General features: G+C 62.5%; 18 protein-coding genes. 11 read left to right on the top strand and 7 right to left on the bottom strand.

All coding sequences use genetic code 11. The features are described 5' to 3' along the window. The first annotated feature begins 30 nt into the window (after positions 1–30). From ABRP30_RS08860 to cysB, 3 genes are all read left to right on the top strand, one after another. Positions 31–978, top strand: a complete 948-nt coding sequence (locus ABRP30_RS08860; protein WP_349974530.1) for a putative 2-dehydropantoate 2-reductase — start codon at positions 31–33, stop codon at positions 976–978. A 103-nt stretch (positions 979–1,081) separates the two neighbouring features. Next, entirely contained in the window at positions 1,082–1,579 is a 498-nt protein-coding gene (locus ABRP30_RS08865) for a universal stress protein (RefSeq protein WP_267822519.1), read from the top strand. A gap of 129 nt (positions 1,580–1,708) precedes the next feature. Next, complete coding sequence (gene cysB, locus ABRP30_RS08870; RefSeq protein WP_241803251.1) at positions 1,709–2,683, top strand: HTH-type transcriptional regulator CysB; 975 nt, start codon at positions 1,709–1,711, stop codon at positions 2,681–2,683. 133 nt (positions 2,684–2,816) lie between these two features. Here cysB and ABRP30_RS08875 read toward each other — a convergent pair whose 3' ends face one another. From ABRP30_RS08875 to ABRP30_RS08895, 5 genes are all read right to left on the bottom strand, one after another. Continuing rightward, positions 2,817–3,551 (bottom strand): phosphoadenylyl-sulfate reductase, encoded by a 735-nt coding sequence (locus ABRP30_RS08875; protein ID WP_349974529.1) that lies wholly within the window; start codon positions 3,549–3,551, stop codon positions 2,817–2,819. A gap of 118 nt (positions 3,552–3,669) precedes the next feature. Then, positions 3,670–5,013, bottom strand: a complete 1,344-nt coding sequence (gene pabB, locus ABRP30_RS08880; RefSeq protein ID WP_349974528.1) for an aminodeoxychorismate synthase component I — start codon at positions 5,011–5,013, stop codon at positions 3,670–3,672. A 172-nt stretch (positions 5,014–5,185) separates the two neighbouring features. After that, positions 5,186–6,169, bottom strand: a complete 984-nt coding sequence (locus tag ABRP30_RS08885; protein ID WP_267822522.1) for an alpha-L-glutamate ligase-like protein — start codon at positions 6,167–6,169, stop codon at positions 5,186–5,188. Continuing rightward, positions 6,169–7,704: an inactive transglutaminase family protein gene (locus ABRP30_RS08890; protein WP_267822523.1), complete on the bottom strand. Its 1,536-nt coding sequence runs from the start codon at positions 7,702–7,704 to the stop codon at positions 6,169–6,171. Before ABRP30_RS08890 ends, ABRP30_RS08885 begins: the two co-directional genes overlap by 1 nt. A 5-nt stretch (positions 7,705–7,709) precedes the next feature. Beyond that, complete coding sequence (locus ABRP30_RS08895) at positions 7,710–8,246, bottom strand: ATP-dependent zinc protease (RefSeq protein ID WP_241803256.1); 537 nt, start codon at positions 8,244–8,246, stop codon at positions 7,710–7,712. Positions 8,247–8,540: 294 nt separating this feature from the next. On the opposite strand from ABRP30_RS08895, the gene ABRP30_RS08900 reads away from it, so the two are divergent. From ABRP30_RS08900 to prpD, 6 genes are all read left to right on the top strand, one after another. Beyond that, positions 8,541–9,245: a GntR family transcriptional regulator gene (locus tag ABRP30_RS08900; protein WP_241803257.1), complete on the top strand. Its 705-nt coding sequence runs from the start codon at positions 8,541–8,543 to the stop codon at positions 9,243–9,245. An 8-nt stretch (positions 9,246–9,253) separates the two neighbouring features. Further along, positions 9,254–10,144 carry a methylisocitrate lyase gene (gene prpB / locus ABRP30_RS08905; RefSeq protein WP_241803258.1) on the top strand — a complete coding sequence of 297 codons (891 nt, stop codon included), beginning with the start codon at positions 9,254–9,256 and terminating at the stop codon, positions 10,142–10,144. Between the two features lie 228 nt (positions 10,145–10,372). Then, positions 10,373–11,500: a 2-methylcitrate synthase gene (gene prpC, locus ABRP30_RS08910; protein WP_267822525.1), complete on the top strand. Its 1,128-nt coding sequence runs from the start codon at positions 10,373–10,375 to the stop codon at positions 11,498–11,500. A 154-nt stretch (positions 11,501–11,654) separates the two neighbouring features. Next, positions 11,655–14,243: a Fe/S-dependent 2-methylisocitrate dehydratase AcnD gene (gene acnD / locus ABRP30_RS08915; RefSeq protein WP_349974527.1), complete on the top strand. Its 2,589-nt coding sequence runs from the start codon at positions 11,655–11,657 to the stop codon at positions 14,241–14,243. 100 nt (positions 14,244–14,343) lie between these two features. Next, positions 14,344–15,534 carry a 2-methylaconitate cis-trans isomerase PrpF gene (gene prpF / locus ABRP30_RS08920; RefSeq protein ID WP_349974526.1) on the top strand — a complete coding sequence of 397 codons (1,191 nt, stop codon included), beginning with the start codon at positions 14,344–14,346 and terminating at the stop codon, positions 15,532–15,534. A gap of 136 nt (positions 15,535–15,670) precedes the next feature. Then, positions 15,671–17,155 carry a 2-methylcitrate dehydratase gene (prpD, locus tag ABRP30_RS08925; RefSeq protein WP_349974525.1) on the top strand — a complete coding sequence of 495 codons (1,485 nt, stop codon included), beginning with the start codon at positions 15,671–15,673 and terminating at the stop codon, positions 17,153–17,155. Positions 17,156–17,216: 61 nt separating this feature from the next. On the opposite strand, the gene acnB is transcribed toward prpD, so the two are convergent. Further along, positions 17,217–19,826 (bottom strand): bifunctional aconitate hydratase 2/2-methylisocitrate dehydratase, encoded by a 2,610-nt coding sequence (gene acnB / locus ABRP30_RS08930; protein ID WP_241803405.1) that lies wholly within the window; start codon positions 19,824–19,826, stop codon positions 17,217–17,219. Positions 19,827–20,231: 405 nt separating this feature from the next. Here acnB and ABRP30_RS08935 point away from each other — a divergent pair, with 405 nt between their 5' ends. Then, a complete protein-coding gene (locus ABRP30_RS08935; protein WP_241803263.1) occupies positions 20,232–20,699 on the top strand; it encodes a DUF1289 domain-containing protein in 468 nt (155 codons plus the stop codon). A 67-nt stretch (positions 20,700–20,766) separates the two neighbouring features. Continuing rightward, the gene (locus tag ABRP30_RS08940) at positions 20,767–21,528 is read left to right on the top strand and encodes a hypothetical protein (protein ID WP_372490427.1); all 762 of its coding nucleotides are present in this window, start codon (positions 20,767–20,769) and stop codon (positions 21,526–21,528) included. A 27-nt stretch (positions 21,529–21,555) separates the two neighbouring features. On the opposite strand, the gene queD is transcribed toward ABRP30_RS08940, so the two are convergent. Beyond that, a complete protein-coding gene (gene queD, locus ABRP30_RS08945; RefSeq protein WP_349974523.1) occupies positions 21,556–21,912 on the bottom strand; it encodes a 6-carboxytetrahydropterin synthase QueD in 357 nt (118 codons plus the stop codon). Positions 21,913–21,933: the final 21 nt, after the last annotated feature.

Genomic DNA, 21,933 nt, shown 5'->3' on the forward strand with positions numbered 1-21,933 from the left:
AAGCACACCGACATTGATCAGGAGATCAGCATGGACCCTCGCAAACCACGCATCGGCATTATTGGCAGTGGTGCCATCGGCGGCTTTTATGGCCTGATGCTGGCGCGGGCCGGGTTTGACGTGCATTTTCTGCTGCGCAGCGAATTTGCGGAGGTTCGAGCGCATGGCCTGAGGCTGGAAAGCGCTGTGCACGGCGACTGGCGGATGCCGGTTCAGGCGTATTCCAACGTTGCCGACATGCCGCCGTGCGACTGGTTGCTGGTAGGCACAAAGGCCACCAGCAATGGCGAATTGGCGCCACTGATTGCGCAGGCTTCGGCACCCGATGCCAAGGTGGTGCTGCTGCAGAACGGTTTGGGTGTCGAGGAACAGCTGCGGTCAGCGTTGCCCGGCAATCTGCACTTGCTCGGTGGCTTATGCTTCATCTGTGTCAACCGTGTGAGCCCTGGTGTGATACGCCATCAGGCACTGGGTGCAGTCAACCTGGGTTATCACAGCGGCCCCGCCAGCGATGGGGGGGTAAGCATCGTAGAGCAGGGCGCCAGGCTGTTCCGCGCTGCGGGTGTCGACTCCCAGGCCATGGACGACCTCGGCCAGGCGCGCTGGCAGAAGCTGGTGTGGAACGTCCCCTACAACGGCCTTTCGGTGTTGCTCGGTGCCAGTACTTCGCCGCTGATGGCCGATGCTGACAGCCGTGAGCTTGTTCGGGCACTGATGGCCGAGGTGGTTCAGGGCGCTGCTGCCTGCGGTCATGAGCTGCCCGCCGGTTATGCCGAGCACTTGTTCCGGATCACCGAGCAGATGCCCGACTACTGGCCGAGCATGTACCACGATCACGTCCAGCAGCGGCCGCTGGAACTCCAGGCTATCTATGCCGAGCCTCTGGCCCGGGCGCAAGCGGCAGGCTGCAGCCTGCCGCGCATGCAGATGCTCTACCAGGCACTGGCTTTCGTCGACCGCGCCAATCGTGCCGGCTGAACCTCTACAGCCCGCATTGGCAGTGCGCCGGGCGGCCGAGCGAGCGCCCGGTGCGCTGCTAAGCTGAAGCTTGCTCTGCCGCCACGGCAGTCGAGGAGGTCGAATGATCCGCTCCATGCTGTACGCCACCGACCTCGGTGTCTACGCCCCTTTTGTCATGCAGCACGCATTGGCCTTGGCCCGCACGTTCGGCGCGGAACTGTATGTGATTCATGCCGTAGAGCCCATGGGGCAGTTCGCCGAATCCCTTTTGCAAAGCTACCTCGATGAGCAGACGCTCGACGCGTTGCACAGTGAGGGCGTCAATACGGTGATGGCTAACATCGAACAGCGTGTGCTGGAGAACTTCCGTGAGGAGCTGGGCGAGGACGCGGACCTGGCGGTGATCAAGGCGGTTCGGGTGCGCCAGGGTGATCCGGCCCAGGTCATCCTGGAGCAGGCGCAGCGTTTGAGTGTCGACCTGCTGATTTTTGGCAGCCACAGCGCCGGGGCCGGGGTGGATGTGCCGATTGGTCGAACCGCTGTGCGCTTGCTGCAGTTAGCCACGGTGCCGGTGTACATGGTGCCACTTTCGCAGCATCTCGGCCGTAGGAAAACGTGAAGCTGGTGGTGGGCAATTTCGGAGCGGCATGTAACAAAATAGTTCTATTTTTATTTCGGTAGCCACTAATATAGTTATATATCGTCGCTGCCTGCTGCCGCTGACTTACCGCTGATTCGAGGGGAACCTATGAAGCTTCAACAATTGCGCTACATCTGGGAAGTGGCGCACCACGACCTCAACGTCTCCGCGACGGCGCAAAGTCTGTATACCTCACAGCCGGGGATCAGCAAGCAAATCCGCCTGCTCGAGGATGAGCTGGGTGTTGAAGTGTTTGCCCGCAGCGGCAAGCATCTGACCCGTGTCACTCCCGCGGGGGAGCGCATCATCAATACCGCTGGCGAAATCCTGCGCAAGGTCGAAAGCATCAAGCAGATTGCCCAGGAATTCTCCAACGAGAAGAAGGGCACGTTGTCCATCGCTACCACCCATACTCAGGCGCGCTATGCGCTGCCGCCGATCATCAGCAGCTTCATCAAGCAGTACCCGGAAGTGGCCCTGCACATGCATCAGGGCTCGCCCATGCAGATTGCCGAGATGGCTGCGGACGGTACCGTCGACTTCGCCATTGCCACCGAGGCGCTGGAGCTGTTTGGCGATCTGATCATGATGCCGTGCTACAAATGGAACCGCTGCGTGGTGGTGCCGCAGGGCCACCCGCTGACCAAATTGCCGAAGCTGACGCTGGAAGCGGTCGCCGAATACCCGATCGTCACCTATGTGTTCGGTTTCACTGGCCGCTCCAAGCTGGATGAGGCCTTCAATCACCGCGGCCTGACACCTAAGGTGGTATTCACTGCTGCCGACGCCGACGTGATCAAGACTTACGTGCGTCTGGGGCTGGGCGTGGGCATCGTGGCGAAGATGGCGGTGGACAGCAAGCTGGACAGCGACTTGGTGGCGCTCGATGCCAGTGAGCTGTTCGAGGCCAGTATCACCAAGATCGGCTTCCGCCGCGGCACCTTCCTGCGCGGTTTCATGTGCGATTTCATCGAAAAATTCGCACCGCACCTGACCCGTGAAGTCATGGCCAAGGCCATCCAGTGCCACAACAAGCAAGAGCTCGAAGAGCTGTTTGCCGGGGTTGAGTTGCCTGTGCATTGACAGCAGCTGCAAGCTTCAAGCTGCAAGCTTCAAGAAAGAGCAGTCCGCGTGGGCTGCTCTTTCTTCTTGAGGCTGGAGAGTTGCAGCTTGAGGCTTGCAGCTTGCAGCTTGCAGCTTGCAGCTTGCAGCTGCTTCAGGCCTTGCTGATGAGGTTGCCGGCGTGCAGGCCGCATTCCTTTTGGGTCGACTCTTCCCACCACCAGCGGCCTTCACGTTCGTGCTGGTTCGGCAGCACCGGGCGGGTGCATGGCTCGCAACCAATGCTGATGAAGCCGCGTTCGTGCAGGCTGTTGTACGGCAGTTCGAGCATCCGGATGTAGCCCCAGACTTCCGCGCTGGTCATCTGCGCCAGCGGGTTGAATTTGTACAAGGGGCGTTCTCCTGTGGAGAAGGCACTGTCGAGTTCCAGTGCTGCCACCTGGCTGCGGGTGCCCGGGCTCTGGTCACGGCGCTGGCCGGTGGCCCAGGCGCTCACAGTGGCTAGCTTGCGCCGCAGCGGCTCGATCTTGCGGATGCCGCAGCACTCGCCATGGCCATCCTTGTAGAAACTGAACAGGCCCTTTTCATGGACGAACGGGTCGAGTTTGGCGCGATCCGGGCTGAGGATCTCGATCGGCAGGTTGTACTGCTCGCGCACCTGGTCGATGAACCGGTAAGTCTCAGGGTGCAGGCGGCCTGTGTCGAGGCTGAACACCTTGACCTGCTTGTTCAGTTTCCAGGCCATGTCGACCAGCACCACGTCCTCGGCGCCGCTGAAAGAGATCCAGAGATCGTCGCCGAAGTGCTCGAAGGCGAGCTTGAGGATGTCCTGCGGGGATTTGCTGGCGTAGGTCGCGGCCAGGGCGGCGACGTCGAAGGGTTGGCTCATCAGGCGGTTTCCATCTTGGCTGTGGCGCTGTGCGCTCGTAATGAAGTGATGGTAACAAAAAATGGCAGGCTAGACGCTGTGCCTGTGCCGGCCCTCGGCTGGGGCAGCCAGCGCTGGGTTACAGGCTCTGCAAGGTTTCCATCAATACCCGCACCTTGGCGATCGATTCTTCGTATTCCGATTGCCAGTCGGAGTCCGCCACCACCGCGCCACCGCCCCAGCAGCTGACCTGGCCGTCCTTGATCAGTAGGCTGCGAATGGCGATGGAGCTGTCCATCTCGCCGCGCACATCCACGTACAGCAAGGACCCGCAATACAGCGCGCGCCGGCTGGGCTCCAGCTCGTCGATGATCTGCATGGCGCGGATCTTGGGGGCGCCGGTGATCGAGCCGCCAGGGAAGCTGTCGCCGATCAGGTCCAGTGCGTCCTTGTCGATGGCCAGTTGCCCGGTGATGCTGCTGACCAGATGGTGCACGTTGGGGTAGCTTTCCAGGCTGAACAGCTCCGGCACCTTCACCGAACCGATCTGGCAAGTGCGGCCCAGGTCGTTACGCAGCAGGTCGACGATCATCAGGTTTTCCGAGCGGTCCTTGGGGCTGTGGCGCAGCGCCTCGGCATTGCGGGCGTCTTCAGCCGGGTCGGCCGAGCGCGGGCGGGTGCCCTTGATCGGCCGGGTCTCCACCTGCCCCTGGCTGACGCGGATGAAGCGTTCTGGAGAAAAACTCAACAGAGCGCTGCCGTCGGCCAGTTGCTGGTAAGCAGAGAACGGCGTCGGGCAGGCCTTGCGCACTGCCTGGTAGGCGCCCCAGGGGTCGCCCTGGCACGGTGCACGAAAGCGTTGGGTCAGGTTGATCTGGTAGCAATCACCGGCCTGTATGTAGCGCTGAACCTGGTCGAATGCCGCCTTGTATTGCCCAGGCTGCAAGTCGCCTGTCATGGCGGCGAGCAGGTGGAAATCGCCGCTGGCAGTGTCATCGGGTTGTTCAAACAAGGCGATCAGCCGCTCACGCTCGTCATCAGCCAGCTGGGGGTGGAACACCAGTTGGCTGGTGCCATGCTGGTGATCGGTCACCAGCGCCCAGCCATACAACCCAAGCTGGGCGTCAGGCAGGCCGAGGTCATCCTTGGCCAGGCATGGCAGGTGCTCCAGGCGTCGGCCGAAGTCGTAGCTGAGGTAGCCGATCAGGCCGCCGGCAAATGGCAGCTCGACACCCTCGGGCAAATGGGCAGGGCCAAGTTGTTTCAGGCTGGCGCGCAGCCGTTGCAGGAAGGCGCGGCCATCTTCATCGGGCAGTACCCGCAAGTGTTGCAGCGGCCAGGCGCTGAGCAGGTCGAAGCGGCCGCGCTCGGCGCCTGGCCGGGCGCTGTCGAGCAGGATCGCTCCGGGCGCCTGGCGCAGGCGGGCGAAGTACACGGCGGGGTCGGGCTGGTAGGGCAGGGGGTAGAGCGTACAGGTCGGCATCAGAGTGGACGGCGATGTAAAAGCGAGGAGGGCGATTGTAGACCTGTGCTGGAAATGCGCCTAGCGCCAGTGTGATTTTCCAGCAGTGTATTGCAGCCGTCGCCGGCAAACCGGCCCCCAGGGGCTGCGTAGCCCATGCTGCGGGGGCCGGCTTGCCGGCGATGGGGCAAGGCTATCCGTGCGGATGCACGTGCCCGAACAGGCTCTGCGCCACCCGCACACGCTGTTCGGCATCCTCGGTCACACCGTCTTTGGCCAGCGCCTCGATGTGCGCCTCGATGGCATGGGTACGCTGGGTCAGCCCGGTGTCGTTGGCGATCTGGATGTTCAGCCCTGGGCGAGCATTGAGTTCGAGAATCAATGGCCCCTTGTCCTGGTCCAGCACCATGTCCACACCGATGTAGCCCAGGCCGCACAGCTCATAACAGCCGGCGGCCAGCTTCATGAAGCCGTCCCAGTTCGGCAGCTGTACGCCATCTACCGCATTTGTGGTGTCCGGGTGCTTGCTGATGATGTTGTTCAGCCAGGTGCCGCGCAGGGTCACTCCGGTGGCCAGGTCCACGCCTACACCGATGGCGCCCTGGTGCAGGTTGGCCTTGCCGCCGGACTGGCGGGTTGGCAGGCGCAGCATGGCCATCACCGGGTAGCCCATCAGCACGATGATGCGGATGTCTGGCACGCCTTCGTAGCTGATGCTCTTGAAGATCTGGTCGGGGGTTACCCGGTACTCGATCAGCGCGCGGTCGCGGTGCCCGCCGAGCGAGTACAGGCCGGTGAGGATGCTGGAGACCTGATGCTCGATCTCTTCATGGCTGATGATCTTGCCGGAAACGGTGCGGTAGCGGTCCTCGAAGCGGTCGGCAATCACCAGGATGCCGTCACCGCCGGCGCCCTGGGCCGGCTTGATGACGAAATCGTTGCGCCCGCCGATGATCTCGTGAAGCTTGTCGATCTGCTTCTCGGTCTCGATGATGCCGTACATTTCAGGCACGTGAATGCCTGCTGCCAGCGCACGCTCCTTGGTGATGATCTTGTCGTCGACGATCGGGTACAGGTTGCGCTTGTTGTACTTGAGCACATAGTCCGCATTGCGGCGGTTGATACCCATGATGCCCCGGGCCTCCAGGGCTTTCCACGTCTTGATCAGGCCAAACATCAGGCGTCAGCCTTCTTCAGGAATGCCTTGAAGCGCACCAGCTCGGTCAGGCGGTAGCCGCGGTAGCGACCCATCGCCAGCATGAAGCCCACCAGGATCAGCAGTACCGCCGGGAAGGTGAAGACGAAGTACACCAGCTCCGGCACCATCATCAGCAGGTGGGCAAGCGACGCTGCGAACAGGGTGCCGATCGCCACTTTCATGGCATGGCCGCCGCCACGTTCTTCCCAGGTTATCGACAGGCGCTCGATGGTCATGGTCAGGATCACCATCGGGAACAGCGCCACCGACAGGCCGCGCTCCAGCCCCAGCTTGTGGCTGAACAGGCTGATGGCGGCAATCAATACCACGACGAAGGTCAGTACCACCGAGAGGCGCGGCAGCATCTGCAGCTTGAGGTGCTCCAGGTAGGAGCGCAGCGACAAGCCCAATGCCGTGATGACGGTGAACAGCACGATGCCGAAGCCCAGTTGGGTCTCGCGGAACGCCAGGGCGATCAGGACCGGTGTGAACGTGCCCAGGGTCTGAATGCCGATCAGGTTGCGCAGGACCAGGATCACCAGCACGCCGATCGGGATCATCACCATGATCATGAAGGTCTGCTGGGTCTGCAGCGGCAGGCCGTACAGCGAGTATTCGAGGAAGTCGGCGTCGGTATTCTCGTCGGTCAGCTTGGCCAGGCGGATGGCATTCATCTCGCTGTTGTTCATGCTGAACGTGACGTTGGCTTTCTTGCCGCCATCGACGGTGACCAGGTTGTCATCACCGGTCCACCACAACAGGCGGTCGCTGGGCAGGCCCTGCTCACCGGTGTCCGGATTGAAGTACAGCCAGTCGTTGCCGTTGAAGCTGCGCAGCCAGAGCTCGGGGGACTGCGGCGTATCGGCCACCAGGCGGATGGTATGGACCTTCTCCATCGGCACATGCGCGATCGACAGCAGCAGGTCGATGACCTGGGCCTTCTTCATGGGCGAGGTATCGCCGGCCAGCAGCAGCTTGACGTTGTCGTCGTTGAGGTTGTTGACCCGCTTGATGGTTTCGCTGACGAAGGTCTCGACGTCGGCGGAATGCTGGCGGATCGGCGCCATCAGCGCTTCAGCGGCGATCTTCTCAGGGCCTTCTACCGCCAGGCTGTCGCGGAAGGTCGGGCCTTTGATGGCGGACTTTTCGCTGCTGTAGCGCTTGGTCAGCACCAGGCGGTAGTAGAGGGTCTGGTTGCCGCTGGCGCGGCGGGCCGACCAGGTTACCTTGCGGTTGCCATCGGCGCGGTTGACGCTGACCCCGTAGTTGTTGGAGATGAAGCTCTCGTTGAGGCTGACGTAGTCGCGATTCAGCGGCGGTACGAACATTTGTACCTTGACCGGGTCCTTGCTGTTGGCGACGAACTCGACCTTGGCGTCGATGTTCCAGAGGTCGTCGGTTTCGTCTTCGGTCACCGGGATGCCGAGGAAGAAGATCTGATAAGCCGTGACCGCCACGCCCAGCAGCACCAGTACGGTGATCAGGACTTTCAGATGGAGGGTAAGAGAGCGCATCGGGATTACTCTGCTTTGGGAGCGTCGGTGGCACAGGCAGGTTTGCCGGCCGCGTATTTAAGGCTTGGGTCGACCAGCGCGTCGAAGTGCTTGAGCGCCTCGGAACCGATCAGCAGCGGGAACTGGAACGCGCTACGGTCGGTGAGGTTGACTTCGATGGTGCGAAGGGCCTGGCCCATGCAGATTTCGAGTTCGATGACCGGGCGGGCGGTATAGGCCTTGCCCGATTCGGCATCATAGTCGCCTGCGCGGCGCTTGATCTTGCTGACGCGCGCCAATGGGCGTTCGATGGGGTGCGAATGGGCGGCGTCAATGGCCAGGTAGAAACGCACCCAGCTTTCGCCGTTGCGCTTGAAACGCTTGATGTCGCGGGCACTCAGGGACGCGGTCTTGGCGCCGGTGTCGAGTTTGGCGGCCACTTCCAGGTCGAGTTCGCCAAGGCGGGCGTATTCATTAAGACCGTACACGGTCTTGCCCGCCGCCTGGCCAAGGGCCGGCAGCAGGGTGAGGCATAACAGCAATAAAACGGGTGTAAGTCTCATAGTCCTGGCGCGGTGCTGTGCTGGGTTCGGGGCAAGGCGACTGGCAGGTACTGCACAAGCTTCCTCGGTTGATCTGTCAACAACATGAATGGATGACAGAAACGCTATCCATACTCCGTTGGAGGCGCGGCATTCTATCACGCCGAGGCCTTGGCGCCAGCGCGTCGCGATCTGACAACGCCATCACTCACTAAGTTCGCGCCTGAAAGATTGTCGACAATGTTCATTTTTGCTTTGACTGCATGCGCTTGTTTCGTTAGTTTCTGTTCAAGAGCTTATCAAGGTGTCAACAATATGCTGGACGTCATCACCCCCAGCCCCTCGATGTCGGATGAAACGGAAACCTTGTCCGAGAATGTTTTCCGGCGCATCCAGGCTGCGATCGTCAGCGGGGAAATTGCCCCAGGCAGCAAGATCTCCGAGCCGGAGCTCGCGCGAACCTATGGCATCAGCCGGGGCCCGCTGCGTGAGGCCATCCATCGCCTGGAGGGCCAGCGCCTGTTGGTGCGGGTGCCGCATGTGGGGGCGCGTGTGGTGTCGCTCAGCCATGCCGAACTGATCGAGTTGTACGAAATCCGTGAGTCGCTCGAGGGCATGGCATGCCGCCTGGCCGCCGAGCGCATGAGCCAGGGCGAAATCGATGAGCTGCGCCGGGTGCTGGACACCCACGAGCGCGACGCAGCGTTCCAGGCGGGGCTGGGCTACTACCAGCAGGAAGGCGATTACGACTTCCATTACCGGATCATCCAAGGCAGTGGCAACCAGACCCTGGTCAAGATGCTCTGCGGCGAGCTGTATCAGTTGGTGCGCATGTACCGCATCCAGTTTTCCGCCACGCCCAACCGCCCGCGCCAGGCTTTTGCCGAACACCACCGCATTCTCGATGCCATCGCCGACCGTGACGGCGAGCTTGCCGAACTCCTGATGCGCCGCCACATCGGCGCGTCCAAACGCAACATCGAGCGTCACTACCTGGACGCCAACAACAACAGCCTTTGAGGTGAGAAATGACTGTGAAGAGCACCCCTGGTCAGCGTTTTCGCGATGCCGTTGCCGCCGAACATCCCCTGCAGGTGGTCGGTGCCATCAACGCCAACCATGCGCTGCTGGCCAAGCGCGCCGGCTTCAAGGCCATCTACCTGTCCGGTGGGGGTGTCGCCGCGGGTTCGCTGGGCTTGCCGGACCTGGGCATTACCGGTCTGGATGACGTGCTGACCGATGTGCGGCGCATCACCGACGTGTGCGACCTGCCATTGCTGGTAGATGTCGACACCGGCTTCGGCGCCTCGGCCTTCAACGTTGCGCGCACCGTGCGTTCGATGAGCAAGTTCGGTGCTGCCGCCATTCATATCGAAGATCAGGTAGGCGCCAAGCGCTGCGGCCACCGGCCGAACAAAGAGATCGTCTCCCAGCAGGAGATGGTCGACCGCATCAAGGCTGCGGTCGATGCCCGTACCGATGACAGCTTCGTGATCATGGCCCGTACCGATGCCCTGGCCGTGGAAGGCCTGAACGCAGCGCTGGACCGTGCTGCCGCCTGCATCGAGGCTGGAGCCGACATGATTTTCCCTGAGGCCATTACCGAACTGCAGATGTACAAGACCTTTGCCGACCGGGTGAAGGCGCCGATCCTGGCCAATATCACCGAGTTCGGTGCTACGCCATTGTTCACCACCGAGGAGCTGGCGGGGGTGGACGTGTCGTTGGTGCTGTACCCGTTGTCGGCGTTCCGCGCCATGAACAAGGCCGCCGAGAATGTCTACACCGCACTGCGTCGCGACGGCACGCAGAAGAATGTGATCGACACCATGCAGACCCGCATGGAGCTCTACGATGCCATTGGCTACCACGCGTTCGAGCAAAGCCTCGATGCGCTGTTTGCCCAGAAGAAAGGTTGAGCCCATGCTGGCCTCATCGCCGGCAAGCCGGCTCCCACAGGTACAGCGCCTGCCAGGAGCTTGCACACAGATACAGCACCAAGATAGAGGCTTGCACACAGGTACAGCACCAATACAGAGGCTTGCACAGTTGACTGTGGGAGCCGGCTTGCCGGCGATGAGGCCGGTACAGGCAGCCTGAATCAGCCAGAACGATATCCATAACAAGTTCAAGAAAGGAGAAACACCATGGCCGAAGCAAAAGTACTCAGCGGCGCAGGCCTGCGTGGCCAGGTGGCCGGTCAGACCGCACTGTCGACCGTAGGCCAGGCCGGAGCCGGCCTGACTTACCGGGGCTATGATGTGCGCGACCTGGCAGCAGGCGCCGAATTCGAAGAAGTGGCGTACCTGCTGCTATACGGCGAGTTGCCCAGCGAAGCAGAACTTGCCGATTACAAACACAAGCTCAAGGGCCTGCGCGACCTGCCGCAGGCACTCAAAGAAGTGCTCGAGCGCATCCCGCGCGACGCCCACCCGATGGACGTCATGCGCACCGGCTGTTCGGTGCTGGGTACGCTGGAACCAGAGTTGACCTTCGACGCCCAGCAGGACAAGACCGATCGCCTGCTGGCACTGTTCCCGGCGGTGATGTGCTACTGGTACCGCTTCACCCACCATGGCGTGCGTATCGATTGCACCAGCGATGAGGACACCCTTGGCGGCCATTTCCTGCACCTGTTGCACGGCAAGAAGCCGAGCGAGTTGCACGTCAAGGTAATGAACGTTTCGCTGATCCTGTATGCAGAGCACGAGTTCAACGCATCGACCTTCACCGCCCGGGTCTGCGCCTCGACCCTGTCGGACCTGTACTCCTGCGTCACGGCAGCCATCGGCTCACTGCGCGGCCCACTGCACGGCGGCGCCAACGAGGCGGCGATGGAGCTGATCGAGCGCTTCCAGAATCCCCAGGAAGCTACCGCAGAGTTGCTGCGCATGCTCGAGCGCAAGGACAAGATCATGGGCTTCGGCCATGCCATCTACAAAGAGTCCGACCCGCGCAACGAGGTGATCAAGGGGTGGTCGAAGCAACTGGCCGATGCCGTCGGTGACAAGGTGCTGTTCCCGGTCTCCGAAGCCATCGACAAGACCATGTGGGAGCAGAAACGTCTGTTCCCCAACGCCGATTTCTACCATGCATCGGCGTACCACTTCATGGGCATCCCGACCAAGCTGTTCACCCCGATCTTTGTCTGCTCGCGCCTGACCGGCTGGGCGGCGCACGTGTTCGAACAGCGCGCCAACAACCGCATCATCCGCCCGAGTGCCGAGTATGTCGGTGTCGAGCAGCGCCCGTTCGTGCCGATCGAGCAGCGCTGAAACAGCAGGCCCTGTAGCGAACCTGTGGGAGCCGGCTTGCCGGCGATGAAGGCGCCGCCTGATCCGGCCCGATCGCCGGCAACCCTGCTCCCATGATGACTGCAGCGCCTGTGCGTGTATCCACGACCGTAACGTGACCGAGCCTGATAATTCTATGAACACCGCATACCGCAAAAACCTGCCAGGCACGGACCTGGACTATTTCGACGCCCGTGCCGCGGTCGAGGCCATCAAGCCGGGTGCCTACGACAACCTGCCTTACACCTCGCGGGTGCTCGCCGAAAACCTGGTGCGCCGCTGCGACCCTGCAAGCCTGAATGCCTCGCTCGGCCAGCTGATCGAACGCAAGCGCGATCTCGACTTCCCGTGGTTCCCGGCCCGCGTGGTGTGCCACGACATCCTCGGCCAGACCGCGCTGGTCGACCTCGCCGGCCTGCGCGACGCCATCGCCGAGAAGGGGGGCGACCCGGCGGCGGTCAACCCGGTCGTGCCGGTGCAACTGATCGTCGACCACTCGCTGGCCGTCGAGTGCGGTGGCTTCGACCCGCAGGCCTTTGACAAGAACCGCGCCATCGAAGACCGTCGCAACGAAGACCGCTTCCATTTCATCAACTGGACCAAGAAAGCGTTCAAGAACGTCGATGTCATCCAGCCCGGTAACGGCATCATGCACCAGATCAACCTGGAGAAAATGTCGCCGGTTGTCCACAGCGATGGCGGTGTGGCCTACCCGGACACTTGCGTGGGCACCGACAGCCATACCCCGCATGTCGACGCCCTGGGCGTGATCGCCATCGGCGTCGGCGGCCTTGAAGCCGAAAACGTCATGCTGGGCCGCGCCTCGTGGATGCGCCTGCCGGAAATCGTCGGCGTGGAGCTCACCGGCAAGCTGGCAGCCACTATCACCGCGACCGACCTGGTGCTGGCCTTGACCGAGTTCCTGCGCAAGCAGAGGGTGGTTGGCGCCTACCTCGAGTTCTACGGCGAAGGTGCACGCGCCCTGACGCTCGGCGACCGTGCGACCATCTCCAACATGGCGCCGGAATACGGTGCAACCGCTGCAATGTTCGCCATCGACCAGCAGACCATCGACTACCTGAAACTGACCGGCCGTGAAGATCAGCAGGTCAAGTTGGTGGAGACCTACGCCAAAGCCACGGGCTTGTGGGCTGACGCCCTGGCCAACGCCGAATACGAACGCGTGCTGAGCTTCGACCTGTCGAGCGTGGTGCGCAACATGGCCGGGCCGTCCAACCCGCATGCCCGGGTTGCCACCAGCGACCTGGCGGCCAAGGGTATCGCCGGTGCCTGGGACGAGGTGCCGGGGCAGATGCCTGACGGCGCAGTGATCATCGCTGCGATCACCAGCTGCACCAACACCAGCAACCCGCGCAACGTGATCGCCGCCGGCCTGCTGGCGCGCAATGCCAACAAGCTCGGCCTGGCGCGCAAGCCGTGGGTCAAGTCGTCGCTCGCCCCAGGCTCCAAGGCCGTGCAGCTGTACCTGGAAGAAGCGGGGCTGGAGAAGGAGCTGGAGCAATTGGGCTTCGGTATCGTCGCCTTCGCCTGTACCACCTGCAACGGCATGTCCGGGGCGTTGGACCCGGTGATCCAGCAGGAAATCATCGACCGTGACCTTTACGCGACGGCGGTGCTCTCGGGCAACCGCAACTTCGATGGACGCATCCACCCGTACGCCAAGCAGGCATTTCTGGCCTCGCCGCCGCTGGTGGTGGCCTATGCCATTGCCGGCACCATTCGCTTCGACATCGAGAAAGACGTGTTGGGCGTGGTCGATGGTCAGGAAATCCGCCTCAAGGACATCTGGCCGAGCGACGAAGAGATCGACGCGGTGGTGCGCGCTGCGGTCAAGCCGGAGCAGTTCCGCAAGGTGTACATCCCGATGTTCGCTATCGAGCAAGACCGAGGGCCGAAAGTGGCGCCGCTTTACCAGTGGCGTCCGACGAGCACCTATATCCGCCGCCCGCCCTATTGGGAAGGCGCCTTGGCCGGTGAGCGCACGTTGCGCGGCATGCGTGCGTTGGCGGTGCTGCCGGACAACATCACCACCGATCACCTGTCACCGTCCAATGCCATCCTGCTCGACAGCGCGGCGGGTGAATACCTGGCCAAAATGGGCCTGCCGGAGGAGGACTTCAACTCCTACGCCACCCACCGCGGCGACCACCTGACGGCGCAGCGTGCCACCTTCGCCAACCCCAAGCTGTTCAACGAGATGGTGCGCAAGGCCGATGGCAGCGTGCAGCAGGGTTCGCTGGCGCGCCTGGAGCCGGAGGGCAAGGTGATTCGCATGTGGGAAGCCATCGAAACCTACATGCAGCGCAAGCAGCCGCTGATCATCGTCGCCGGTGCCGACTACGGCCAAGGCTCGTCCCGCGACTGGGCGGCCAAGGGTGTGCGGCTCGCCGGAGTCGAGGCGATCGTTGCCGAGGGCTTCGAGCGCATCCACCGCACCAACCTGGTGGGCATGGGCGTGTTGCCGCTCGAGTTCCTGCCGGGCACCGACCGCAAGACCCTGGGCCTGGATGGCAGCGAGACCTATGACGTGGCAGGTGAGCGCAAGCCGCGTGCAACCTTGACGCTGGTGATAACGCGCAGCAATGGCGAACGGCTCGAGGTGCCGGTGACCTGCCGGCTCGATACCGCCGAAGAGGTGTCGATCTACGAGGCGGGCGGGGTACTGCAGCGCTTCGCCCAGGACTTCCTCGAGGCATCGGCCTGAGTAGTTGGCGCCTGTTCTGCAGCCCGTCGCCGGCAAGCCGGTGATGGGCTGCAGAACAGGCGCCAAGGGTTATTGCATATTCAGACAGGACAGCACAGCCATGGCACACGCACCGCAAATCAAGATCCCCGCCACCTACATCCGCGGCGGCACCAGCAAAGGCGTGTTCTTCCGCCTGCAGGACCTCCCTGAGCGAGCGCAAGTCCCAGGGCCGGCCCGTGACGCACTGCTGCTGCGGGTCATCGGCAGCCCTGACCCTTACGCCAAGCAGATCGATGGCATGGGCGGTGCTACCTCAAGCACCAGCAAAACCGTGATCCTGTCGCAAAGCACCCAGCCCGACCATGACGTCGACTACCTGTTCGGCCAGGTCGCCATCGACAAGGCCTTCGTCGACTGGAGCGGCAACTGCGGCAACCTGTCTGCTGCTGTCGGATCGTTCGCCATCAGCAGCGGCTTGGTCGAGCCGTCGCGCATCCCGCGCAATGGCGTGGCCACCGTGCGTATCTGGCAGGCCAATATCGGCAAGACCATCATCGCTCATGTGCCGATCACCGAAGGCGAGGTGCAGGAAACGGGCGACTTCGAACTCGACGGCGTGACGTTCCCGGCCGCCGAGGTGCAACTGGAATTCCTTGATCCGGCGGCCGATGAGGGCGAGGGCGGCGGTGCGATGTTCCCTACCGGCAACTTGGTGGATGAACTGGAGGTGCCCGGTATCGGTACCTTCAAAGCCACCTTGATCAACGCCGGTATCCCGACCATTTTCCTCAATGCCGCCGACATCGGTTATGCCGGCACCGAACTGCAGGATGCGATCAACGGTGATGCGCAGGCGTTGGCGCGTTTCGAGGCGATCCGTGCCCATGGCGCCGTGCGCATGGGGCTGATCGAGCATGTCGACCAGGCGGCCGGGCGTCAGCACACACCGAAGGTGGCTTTCGTTGCACCGCCAAGCACCTACACTGCCTCCAGTGGCAAGGCTGTCGAGGCGGCTGACATCGACCTGCTGGTGCGTGCACTCTCCATGGGCAAGTTGCACCACGCGATGATGGGTACTGCTGCGGTGGCCATCGGTACCGCTGCTGCCATTCCAGGTACGCTGGTCAACCTCGCTGCTGGCGGGGGCGAGCGCAGTGCTGTGCGCTTCGGCCATCCCTCCGGCACCTTGCGGGTCGGGGCTCAGGCCAGCCAGGTGGAGGGCGAGTGGACGGTGACCAAGGCAATCATGAGTCGTAGTGCCCGTGTATTGATGGAAGGCTGGGTGAGGGTGCCTGGCGACAGCTTCTGACGCACTTGGCGCTTGGCTTTGAATCAGCAAGGCCGCTACGCGGTCCAGCGCCGGCAAGCCGGTTCCTGCATCGACCTTGTGGGAGCCGCATTGCCGGCGCCGGGTGGCGTAGCAGCCCCAATCAAAGGAGCTGCAAATGAGCGCCAACGTAGACCTGAACGAGCGCCCTGACTACGACGGGGTGCTGCAAACCCTTGCCGATTACGTTCTGACCTACCGCGTCGAGTCCTCCGAAGCGCTGGACACCGCACGCAACTGCCTGATGGATACCCTGGGCTGTGGCCTGTTGGCCCTGCGCTTTCCAGAGTGCACCAAGCACCTCGGCCCGCTGGTGGAGGGTACGGTGGTACCCAATGGCGCCCGGGTGCCCGGCACCAGTTACCGGCTCGACCCGGTCAAGGCCGCCTGGGATATCGGCTGCACCGTGCGCTGGCTGGACTACAACGATACCTGGCTTGCCGCCGAGTGGGCCCACCCTTCCGATAACCTCGGGGGGATCCTTGCGGTAGCTGATCACCTGTCGCAAAAGCAGGTGGCCAGGGGTGAAGGCCCGCTGCTGATGCGCGAAGTGCTTGAGGCCATGGTCATGGCCCATGAGATTCAAGGTGTGCTGGCCCTGGAGAACGCCTTCAATCGCGTCGGGCTGGACCACGTGCTGCTGGTCAAGGTGGCGTCCACGGCCGTGTGCGCCAAGCTGATGGGTGCCAACCGTGAACAACTGCTCTCGGCCCTGTCTCATGCCTTCGTCGATGGCCAGGCGCTGCGCACCTACCGCCATGCACCCAATGCCGGCTCGCGCAAGTCGTGGGCTGCCGGCGATGCGTCCAGCCGGGGCGTGCGCCTGGCCGATATCGCGCTGCGTGGCGAGATGGGTGTGCCTGGTGTGCTGACTGCGCCGCAGTGGGGTTTTTACGACGTGTCGTTCAGCCACACCAACAAGGACCTGGCGCTCAAGCCTTCTGCCCAGCAGGCGCTCCGCGTACCGCAGGCGTTGGCCAGTTACGTGATGGAAAACGTGTTGTTCAAGGTCAGTTTCCCGGCCGAGTTCCACGCCCAGACCGCCTGTGAAGCGGCAGTCAGCCTGCATCCGCAAGTGCGTAACCGCCTGCACGAAGTCGACCGTATCGTCATCACCACCCAGGAATCGGCCATTCGCATCATCTCCAAGGTCGGCCCGCTGGCCAATGCTGCCGATCGCGACCACTGCCTGCAGTACATGGTGGCGGTGCCGCTCATCTTCGGTCATCTGGTGGCCGAGCATTACGAGGATGCTTTCCACGCTGCTCATCCGAGCATCGACCGTCTGCGCGAAAAGATGGAAGTGGTCGAGGACCCTCGTTTCAGCCGCGAATACCTGGAGCCGGACAAGCGTTCGATCGCCAATGGCTTGCAGGTGTTCTTCAAGGATGGCAGCAGTACCGAACAGGTAGTGGTGGAGTACCCGGTCGGGCACCGGCGCCGACGCGGGGAGGGCATCCCCTTGCTGGAGGCCAAGTTCAGGGACAACTTGGCGACGCGCTTTTCGCGTCAGCGTTGCCTGGAGATTTTCGCGCTGTGTGGCGATCAACAGCGGCTGGAGGGCACGGCGGTCCACCGCTTTGTGGATTTGTTCGTGATCTGAGGCGAGCACGGGCAATAAAAAACCCGGCATGAATGCCGGGTTTTTTGTGGCTTACAGCTGATTAGGCTTGAACAACCGGGATCTTGGCGTTGGCCGCAGCTTCGCGGAACTCTGCGATCTGGTCGAAGCTCAGGTAGCGGTAAACGTCGGCAGCCATGCTGTCGATGTCTTTCGCGTACTGCATGTACTCCTCGACGGTCGGCAGTTTGCCGATGATCGATGCGACTGCAGCCAGCTCGGCCGATGCCAGGTAGACGTTGGTGGCGTCGCCCAGGCGGTTCGGGAAGTTACGGGTCGAAGTGGAGACCACGGTCGAGCCGGTCTGCACACGTGCCTGGTTGCCCATGCACAGCGAGCAGCCTGGCATTTCCATGCGCGCACCGGCCTTGCCGTAGATGCCGTAGTAGCCTTCTTCGGTCAGCTGGTGAGCGTCCATCTTGGTTGGCGGAGCCAACCACAGACGGGTCGGAATACCGCCCTTGACCTTCTCCAGCAGCTTACCGGCAGCGCGGAAGTGGCCAATGTTGGTCATGCACGAACCGATGAACACTTCGTCGATCTTCTCGCCCTGTACCGACGACAGCAGGCGGGCGTCGTCCGGGTCGTTCGGCGCGCAGAGCACAGGCTCCTTGACGTCGGCCAGGTCGATTTCGATGATTTCGGCGTATTCGGCATCGGCGTCAGCCGACAGCAGCTCAGGCTTGGCCAGCCAGGCTTCCATCGCCTGGGCGCGACGCTCCAGGGTGCGGGCATCGCCGTAGCCTTCGCCGATCATCCAGCGCAGCAGGGTGATGTTCGACTGCAGGTACTCGGCGATGGCCTTCTCTGGCAGCTTGATGGTGCAGCCGGCAGCGGAGCGCTCGGCCGAGGCGTCGGACAGCTCGAACGCTTGCTCGACGGTCAGTTCGTCCAGGCCTTCGATTTCCAGGATGCGGCCGGAGAAGGCGTTTTTCTTGCCTTTCTTCTCGACGGTCAGCAGGCCCTGCTGGATGGCGTAGTAAGGGATGGCGTGTACCAGGTCACGCAGGGTGATGCCTGGTTGCAGTTTGCCCTTGAAGCGCACCAGGATCGACTCTGGCATGTCCAGCGGCATGACGCCGGTAGCGGCGGCGAAGGCTACCAGGCCGGAACCGGCCGGGAACGAGATGCCGATCGGGAAGCGGGTGTGCGAGTCGCCACCGGTACCGACGGTGTCAGGCATCAGCATGCGGTTCAGCCAGCTATGGATGATGCCGTCGCCTGGGCGCAGCGACACGCCGCCACGGGTGCGGATGAAGTCTGGCAGGGTGTGGTGGGTGGTGACGTCGATCGGCTTCGGATAGGCCGCGGTGTGGCAGAACGACTGCATCACCAGGTCAGCGGAGAAGCCCAGGCACGCCAGGTCTTTCAGCTCGTCGCGGGTCATCGGGCCAGTGGTGTCCTGGGAGCCGACGGTGGTCATCTTCGGCTCGCAGTAAGCACCTGGGCGCACGCCCTGGCCTTCCGGCAGGCCGCACGCACGGCCGACCATTTTCTGGGCCAGGGTGAAGCCCTTGCCGGAATCGGCAGGCTGCTCTGGCTTCTTGAACAGGTCGGATGCACCCAGGCCCAGCTCGGCACGGGCTTTTTCGGTCAGGCCACGGCCGACGATCAGCGGGATGCGGCCGCCAGCGCGGACTTCATCCAGCAGTACTTCGGTTTTCAGCTCGAAGCTGGTGACCAGCTCATCGCTGTCGTGACGGCGTACTTCACCTTTGTAGGGGTAAACGTCGATGACGTCGCCCATGGCCAGGTTGGTGCAGTCGAATTCGATCGGCAGGGCGCCGGCGTCTTCCATGGTGTTGTAGAAGATCGGGGCGATCTTGGTGCCGAAGCAGAAGCCACCGGCGCGCTTGTTCGGTACGTACGGGATGTCGTCGCCGAAGAACCACAGCACCGAGTTGGTGGCGGATTTACGCGAAGAGCCGGTACCGACCACGTCACCGACGTAGGCAACCGGGAAACCCTTGGCCTTGACGGCTTCGATCTGTGCCAGGGGGCCGACCGAGCCAGGCTGCTGCGGCTCGATGCCGTCGCGGGCCATTTTCAGCATGGCCAGGGCGTGCAGCGGGATGTCAGGGCGCGACCAGGCGTCCGGGGCAGGGGACAGGTCGTCGGTGTTGGTTTCGCCGGGCACCTTGAACACGGTCAGGGTGTACTTGTCGGCGATGGCCGGACGCGAGGTGAACCACTCGCCGGCAGCCCAGGATTCCAGCACGGCCTTGGCGTGCGCATTGCCCGCCTTGGCTTTTTCGGCCACGTCGTGGAAGGCATCGAACATCAGCAGGGTGTGCTTGAGCTTTTCGGCCGCGACGGCGCCCAGTTCGGCGTCATCCAGCAGCGCGACCAGCGTTTCGATGTTGTAGCCACCTTGCATGGTGCCCAGCAGCTCGGTGGCGTGCTTGCGGTCGATCAGTGGCGAGGTGGCTTCACCCTTGGCCACGGCAGACAGGAAGGCAGCCTTGACGTAGGCAGCCTCGTCGACTCCTGGTGGAACGCGGTGGGTGATCAGGTCTACGAGGAAGGCTTCTTCGCCGGCCGGCGGGTTTTTCAGCAGCTCGACCAGGCCTGCAGTTTGTTCGGCGTTCAGCGGCTGGGGCACGATACCCAGGGCGGCACGCTCTTCGATGTGTTTGCGGTAGGCTTCAAGCACAGTTATTACCCTCATCAGTGGTCCCTAAAGGGAGTCCGGGACGCTCATCCAGCATTCTCTGCACCCATGCGCCATCACGGCTTCTTGGGCCGCATAGCCAGGGTCGCAGAGAATCCTTACAGAAGCTGCTTTCAAAGTTTTACGCCTGCAGAACGGGGGCTGATGAGGGCTGGCACGGGCATGCGGGGGGTGCATGGCCCGGGCCAACGCCGTTCTACCGGATCAACTGTGCTCGTGACGCTTTGAAAACAGCTTCCAACGGACATTGTTGCCTTGAAAAGGCGGGATGATTCTACGGCAAATTGTCGCAGAAGGTAAGGCGGCGAACGTGACTTTAACGAGTGACCCTGGTTAGACAAAGGGCTAACATGGGCCTGTGTTCCACCGCCAAGCCGTTGTTTTTCCATGCCCAACCAGTCCATCAAGACCCCTTGCGTCGGCCTTTGCTCCACGGTGTATGGAGACACGGTGTGCCGTGGCTGCAAGCGTTTCCATCACGAAGTCATCCACTGGAACGCGTACGACGACGACCAGAAGCGCGCCGTTTTGCTGCGCCTGGAGCAGTTGCTGGTACAGGTGATGATGGCCAAGCTGGAGGTGTTCGATGCCAACCTGCTGCGCCAGCAGCTGCAGCAGCGCGCCATACGCTTCGTCGAGCAGCAGTCCGAGTACTGCTGGGCGTATCAGCTGATTGCCCGCGGTGCCCGCCTGATTCGCGACCTGGAAGCGTACGGGATGGCGTTGCTGCCCGAGTTTCGTGACTGGGAGCTGCCGCAGTTGCGCGATGCCATCGATCGGGAATTCTTTTTGCTGTCCGAGGCGCATTACCAGCGCTACATCGCGCCTGGGTTCCTGCGTGCCGAACTGAGGTAAGCCTTCTACCTGCCCCATGCCTTGAAAGGGCGCCATTGTGCGTTTTTGACGAGCGTACGGAGTACGGATGATGGCTGAGCTGTGTTTTGAACCGCTGCTGTGTTTTACCGCGGCATGCCGCTGGCAATTGCTGGATGAACCGTTGCGGGCCGCCCAGTTTGACGATGATGGCATCACCCGGCCGTTCTGGGCCGAATTCGATGACTGGAACGGTGACGATGGCTGGCTGATCACCAGCCTGGACTATGGCGAAGAAATTCTGCAATCGTTCCTGATTGACTCGTTATGGGGGCCCGAGGCTCGTCCGCGCGTGTTTTGTGACAGGTTCTGGTTCGGTGTCTACCGGCTTGCAACAGGCTTCGTCTATGAGATCCGCCTGGCGTATGAGGGCAGAAACGCCGACCTCTGGCCGTCACTGGACTGCTGGCTCGACGTCAGTCGCAACGGTTATCTTGGCTTTTACCCGGCCCGCTCGGCTGCCGGGGTGAGCACGGACGAGCCAGCCAACCTGGCGTTACGAGACCCCTTCGGGACCTCCGTGGTGCTTCCCGTCGACCCGCCTGTGGATCTGGATACGGCACTGTACAAGTTGACCGCCGGGCGGCGAACGCCGCTATGGCACATCCCTGGCCTGGACCCGCAGCGGTTGCAGGAAGGGCAGTTGTTCTTGAACCTGAAGCTTTACAGCGCGGACGGTCGGCAAGTGAGGCGGCGGGTCGAGCGGGTTGCATACCTTAACAACCGCCAAGGCGAGCGTGGCCGGTTCAGCTTGCAGGTGTCGAACCCTTGCGTGCCGCCTCACCCCCGCCCGCTCGATGCCAAGGATTGACCCCGTGCCCCTGTAGCGCGGCGCCCATCAATCGCCGCTGTATTCGCAGCCGCTGGTGCAGGTTTCATGAATCCGCACCTTGGACAGCTCCGGCAGCAGCGGCTTGATCTGCTCCCAGATCCACTTGGCGATGACTTCGCTGGTGGGGTTTTCCAGGCCTGGAATGTCGTTGAGGTAGTTGTGGTCCAGCTGCTCGTAGATCGGCTTGAAGATCGCCTTGATCTCGGAGAAGTCGCGGATCCAGCCGGTGTGCGGGTCCAGCGGGCCGGTCAGGTGCAGGCCGACCTTGAACGAGTGGCCATGCAGGCGGCCGCATTTGTGCCCGGCAGGGACGTTGGGCAGGCGGTGGGCCGATTCGAAAGTAAATTCCTTGAAGATTTCCACGGTCAGAACTCTGTGTGTATC

It is taken from the genome of Pseudomonas sp. WHRI 8519 (assembly GCF_040224055.2).
Classification (GTDB): domain Bacteria; phylum Pseudomonadota; class Gammaproteobacteria; order Pseudomonadales; family Pseudomonadaceae; genus Aquipseudomonas; species Aquipseudomonas putida_X.

Bases quoted from the DNA above. Each gene is read 5' to 3' on its own strand.
- ABRP30_RS08875 (WP_349974529.1), bottom strand. From the start codon at position 3,551: ATGAGCCAACCCTTCGACGTCGCCGCCCTGGCCGCGACCTACGCCAGC.
- ABRP30_RS08860 (WP_349974530.1), top strand. From the start codon at position 31: ATGGACCCTCGCAAACCACGCATCGGCATTATTGGCAGTGGTGCCATC.
- ABRP30_RS08935 (WP_241803263.1), top strand. From the start codon at position 20,232: ATGCCCAACCAGTCCATCAAGACCCCTTGCGTCGGCCTTTGCTCCACG.
- ABRP30_RS08895 (WP_241803256.1), bottom strand. From the start codon at position 8,246: ATGAGACTTACACCCGTTTTATTGCTGTTATGCCTCACCCTGCTGCCG.
- cysB (WP_241803251.1), top strand. From the start codon at position 1,709: ATGAAGCTTCAACAATTGCGCTACATCTGGGAAGTGGCGCACCACGAC.
- ABRP30_RS08885 (WP_267822522.1), bottom strand. From the start codon at position 6,169: ATGTTTGGCCTGATCAAGACGTGGAAAGCCCTGGAGGCCCGGGGCATC.
- prpC (WP_267822525.1), top strand. From the start codon at position 10,373: ATGGCCGAAGCAAAAGTACTCAGCGGCGCAGGCCTGCGTGGCCAGGTG.
- pabB (WP_349974528.1), bottom strand. From the start codon at position 5,013: ATGCCGACCTGTACGCTCTACCCCCTGCCCTACCAGCCCGACCCCGCC.
- prpB (WP_241803258.1), top strand. From the start codon at position 9,254: ATGACTGTGAAGAGCACCCCTGGTCAGCGTTTTCGCGATGCCGTTGCC.
- ABRP30_RS08940 (WP_372490427.1), top strand. From the start codon at position 20,767: ATGATGGCTGAGCTGTGTTTTGAACCGCTGCTGTGTTTTACCGCGGCA.
- acnD (WP_349974527.1), top strand. From the start codon at position 11,655: ATGAACACCGCATACCGCAAAAACCTGCCAGGCACGGACCTGGACTAT.
- prpD (WP_349974525.1), top strand. From the start codon at position 15,671: ATGAGCGCCAACGTAGACCTGAACGAGCGCCCTGACTACGACGGGGTG.
- ABRP30_RS08900 (WP_241803257.1), top strand. From the start codon at position 8,541: ATGCTGGACGTCATCACCCCCAGCCCCTCGATGTCGGATGAAACGGAA.
- prpF (WP_349974526.1), top strand. From the start codon at position 14,344: ATGGCACACGCACCGCAAATCAAGATCCCCGCCACCTACATCCGCGGC.
- ABRP30_RS08890 (WP_267822523.1), bottom strand. From the start codon at position 7,704: ATGCGCTCTCTTACCCTCCATCTGAAAGTCCTGATCACCGTACTGGTG.
- ABRP30_RS08865 (WP_267822519.1), top strand. From the start codon at position 1,082: ATGATCCGCTCCATGCTGTACGCCACCGACCTCGGTGTCTACGCCCCT.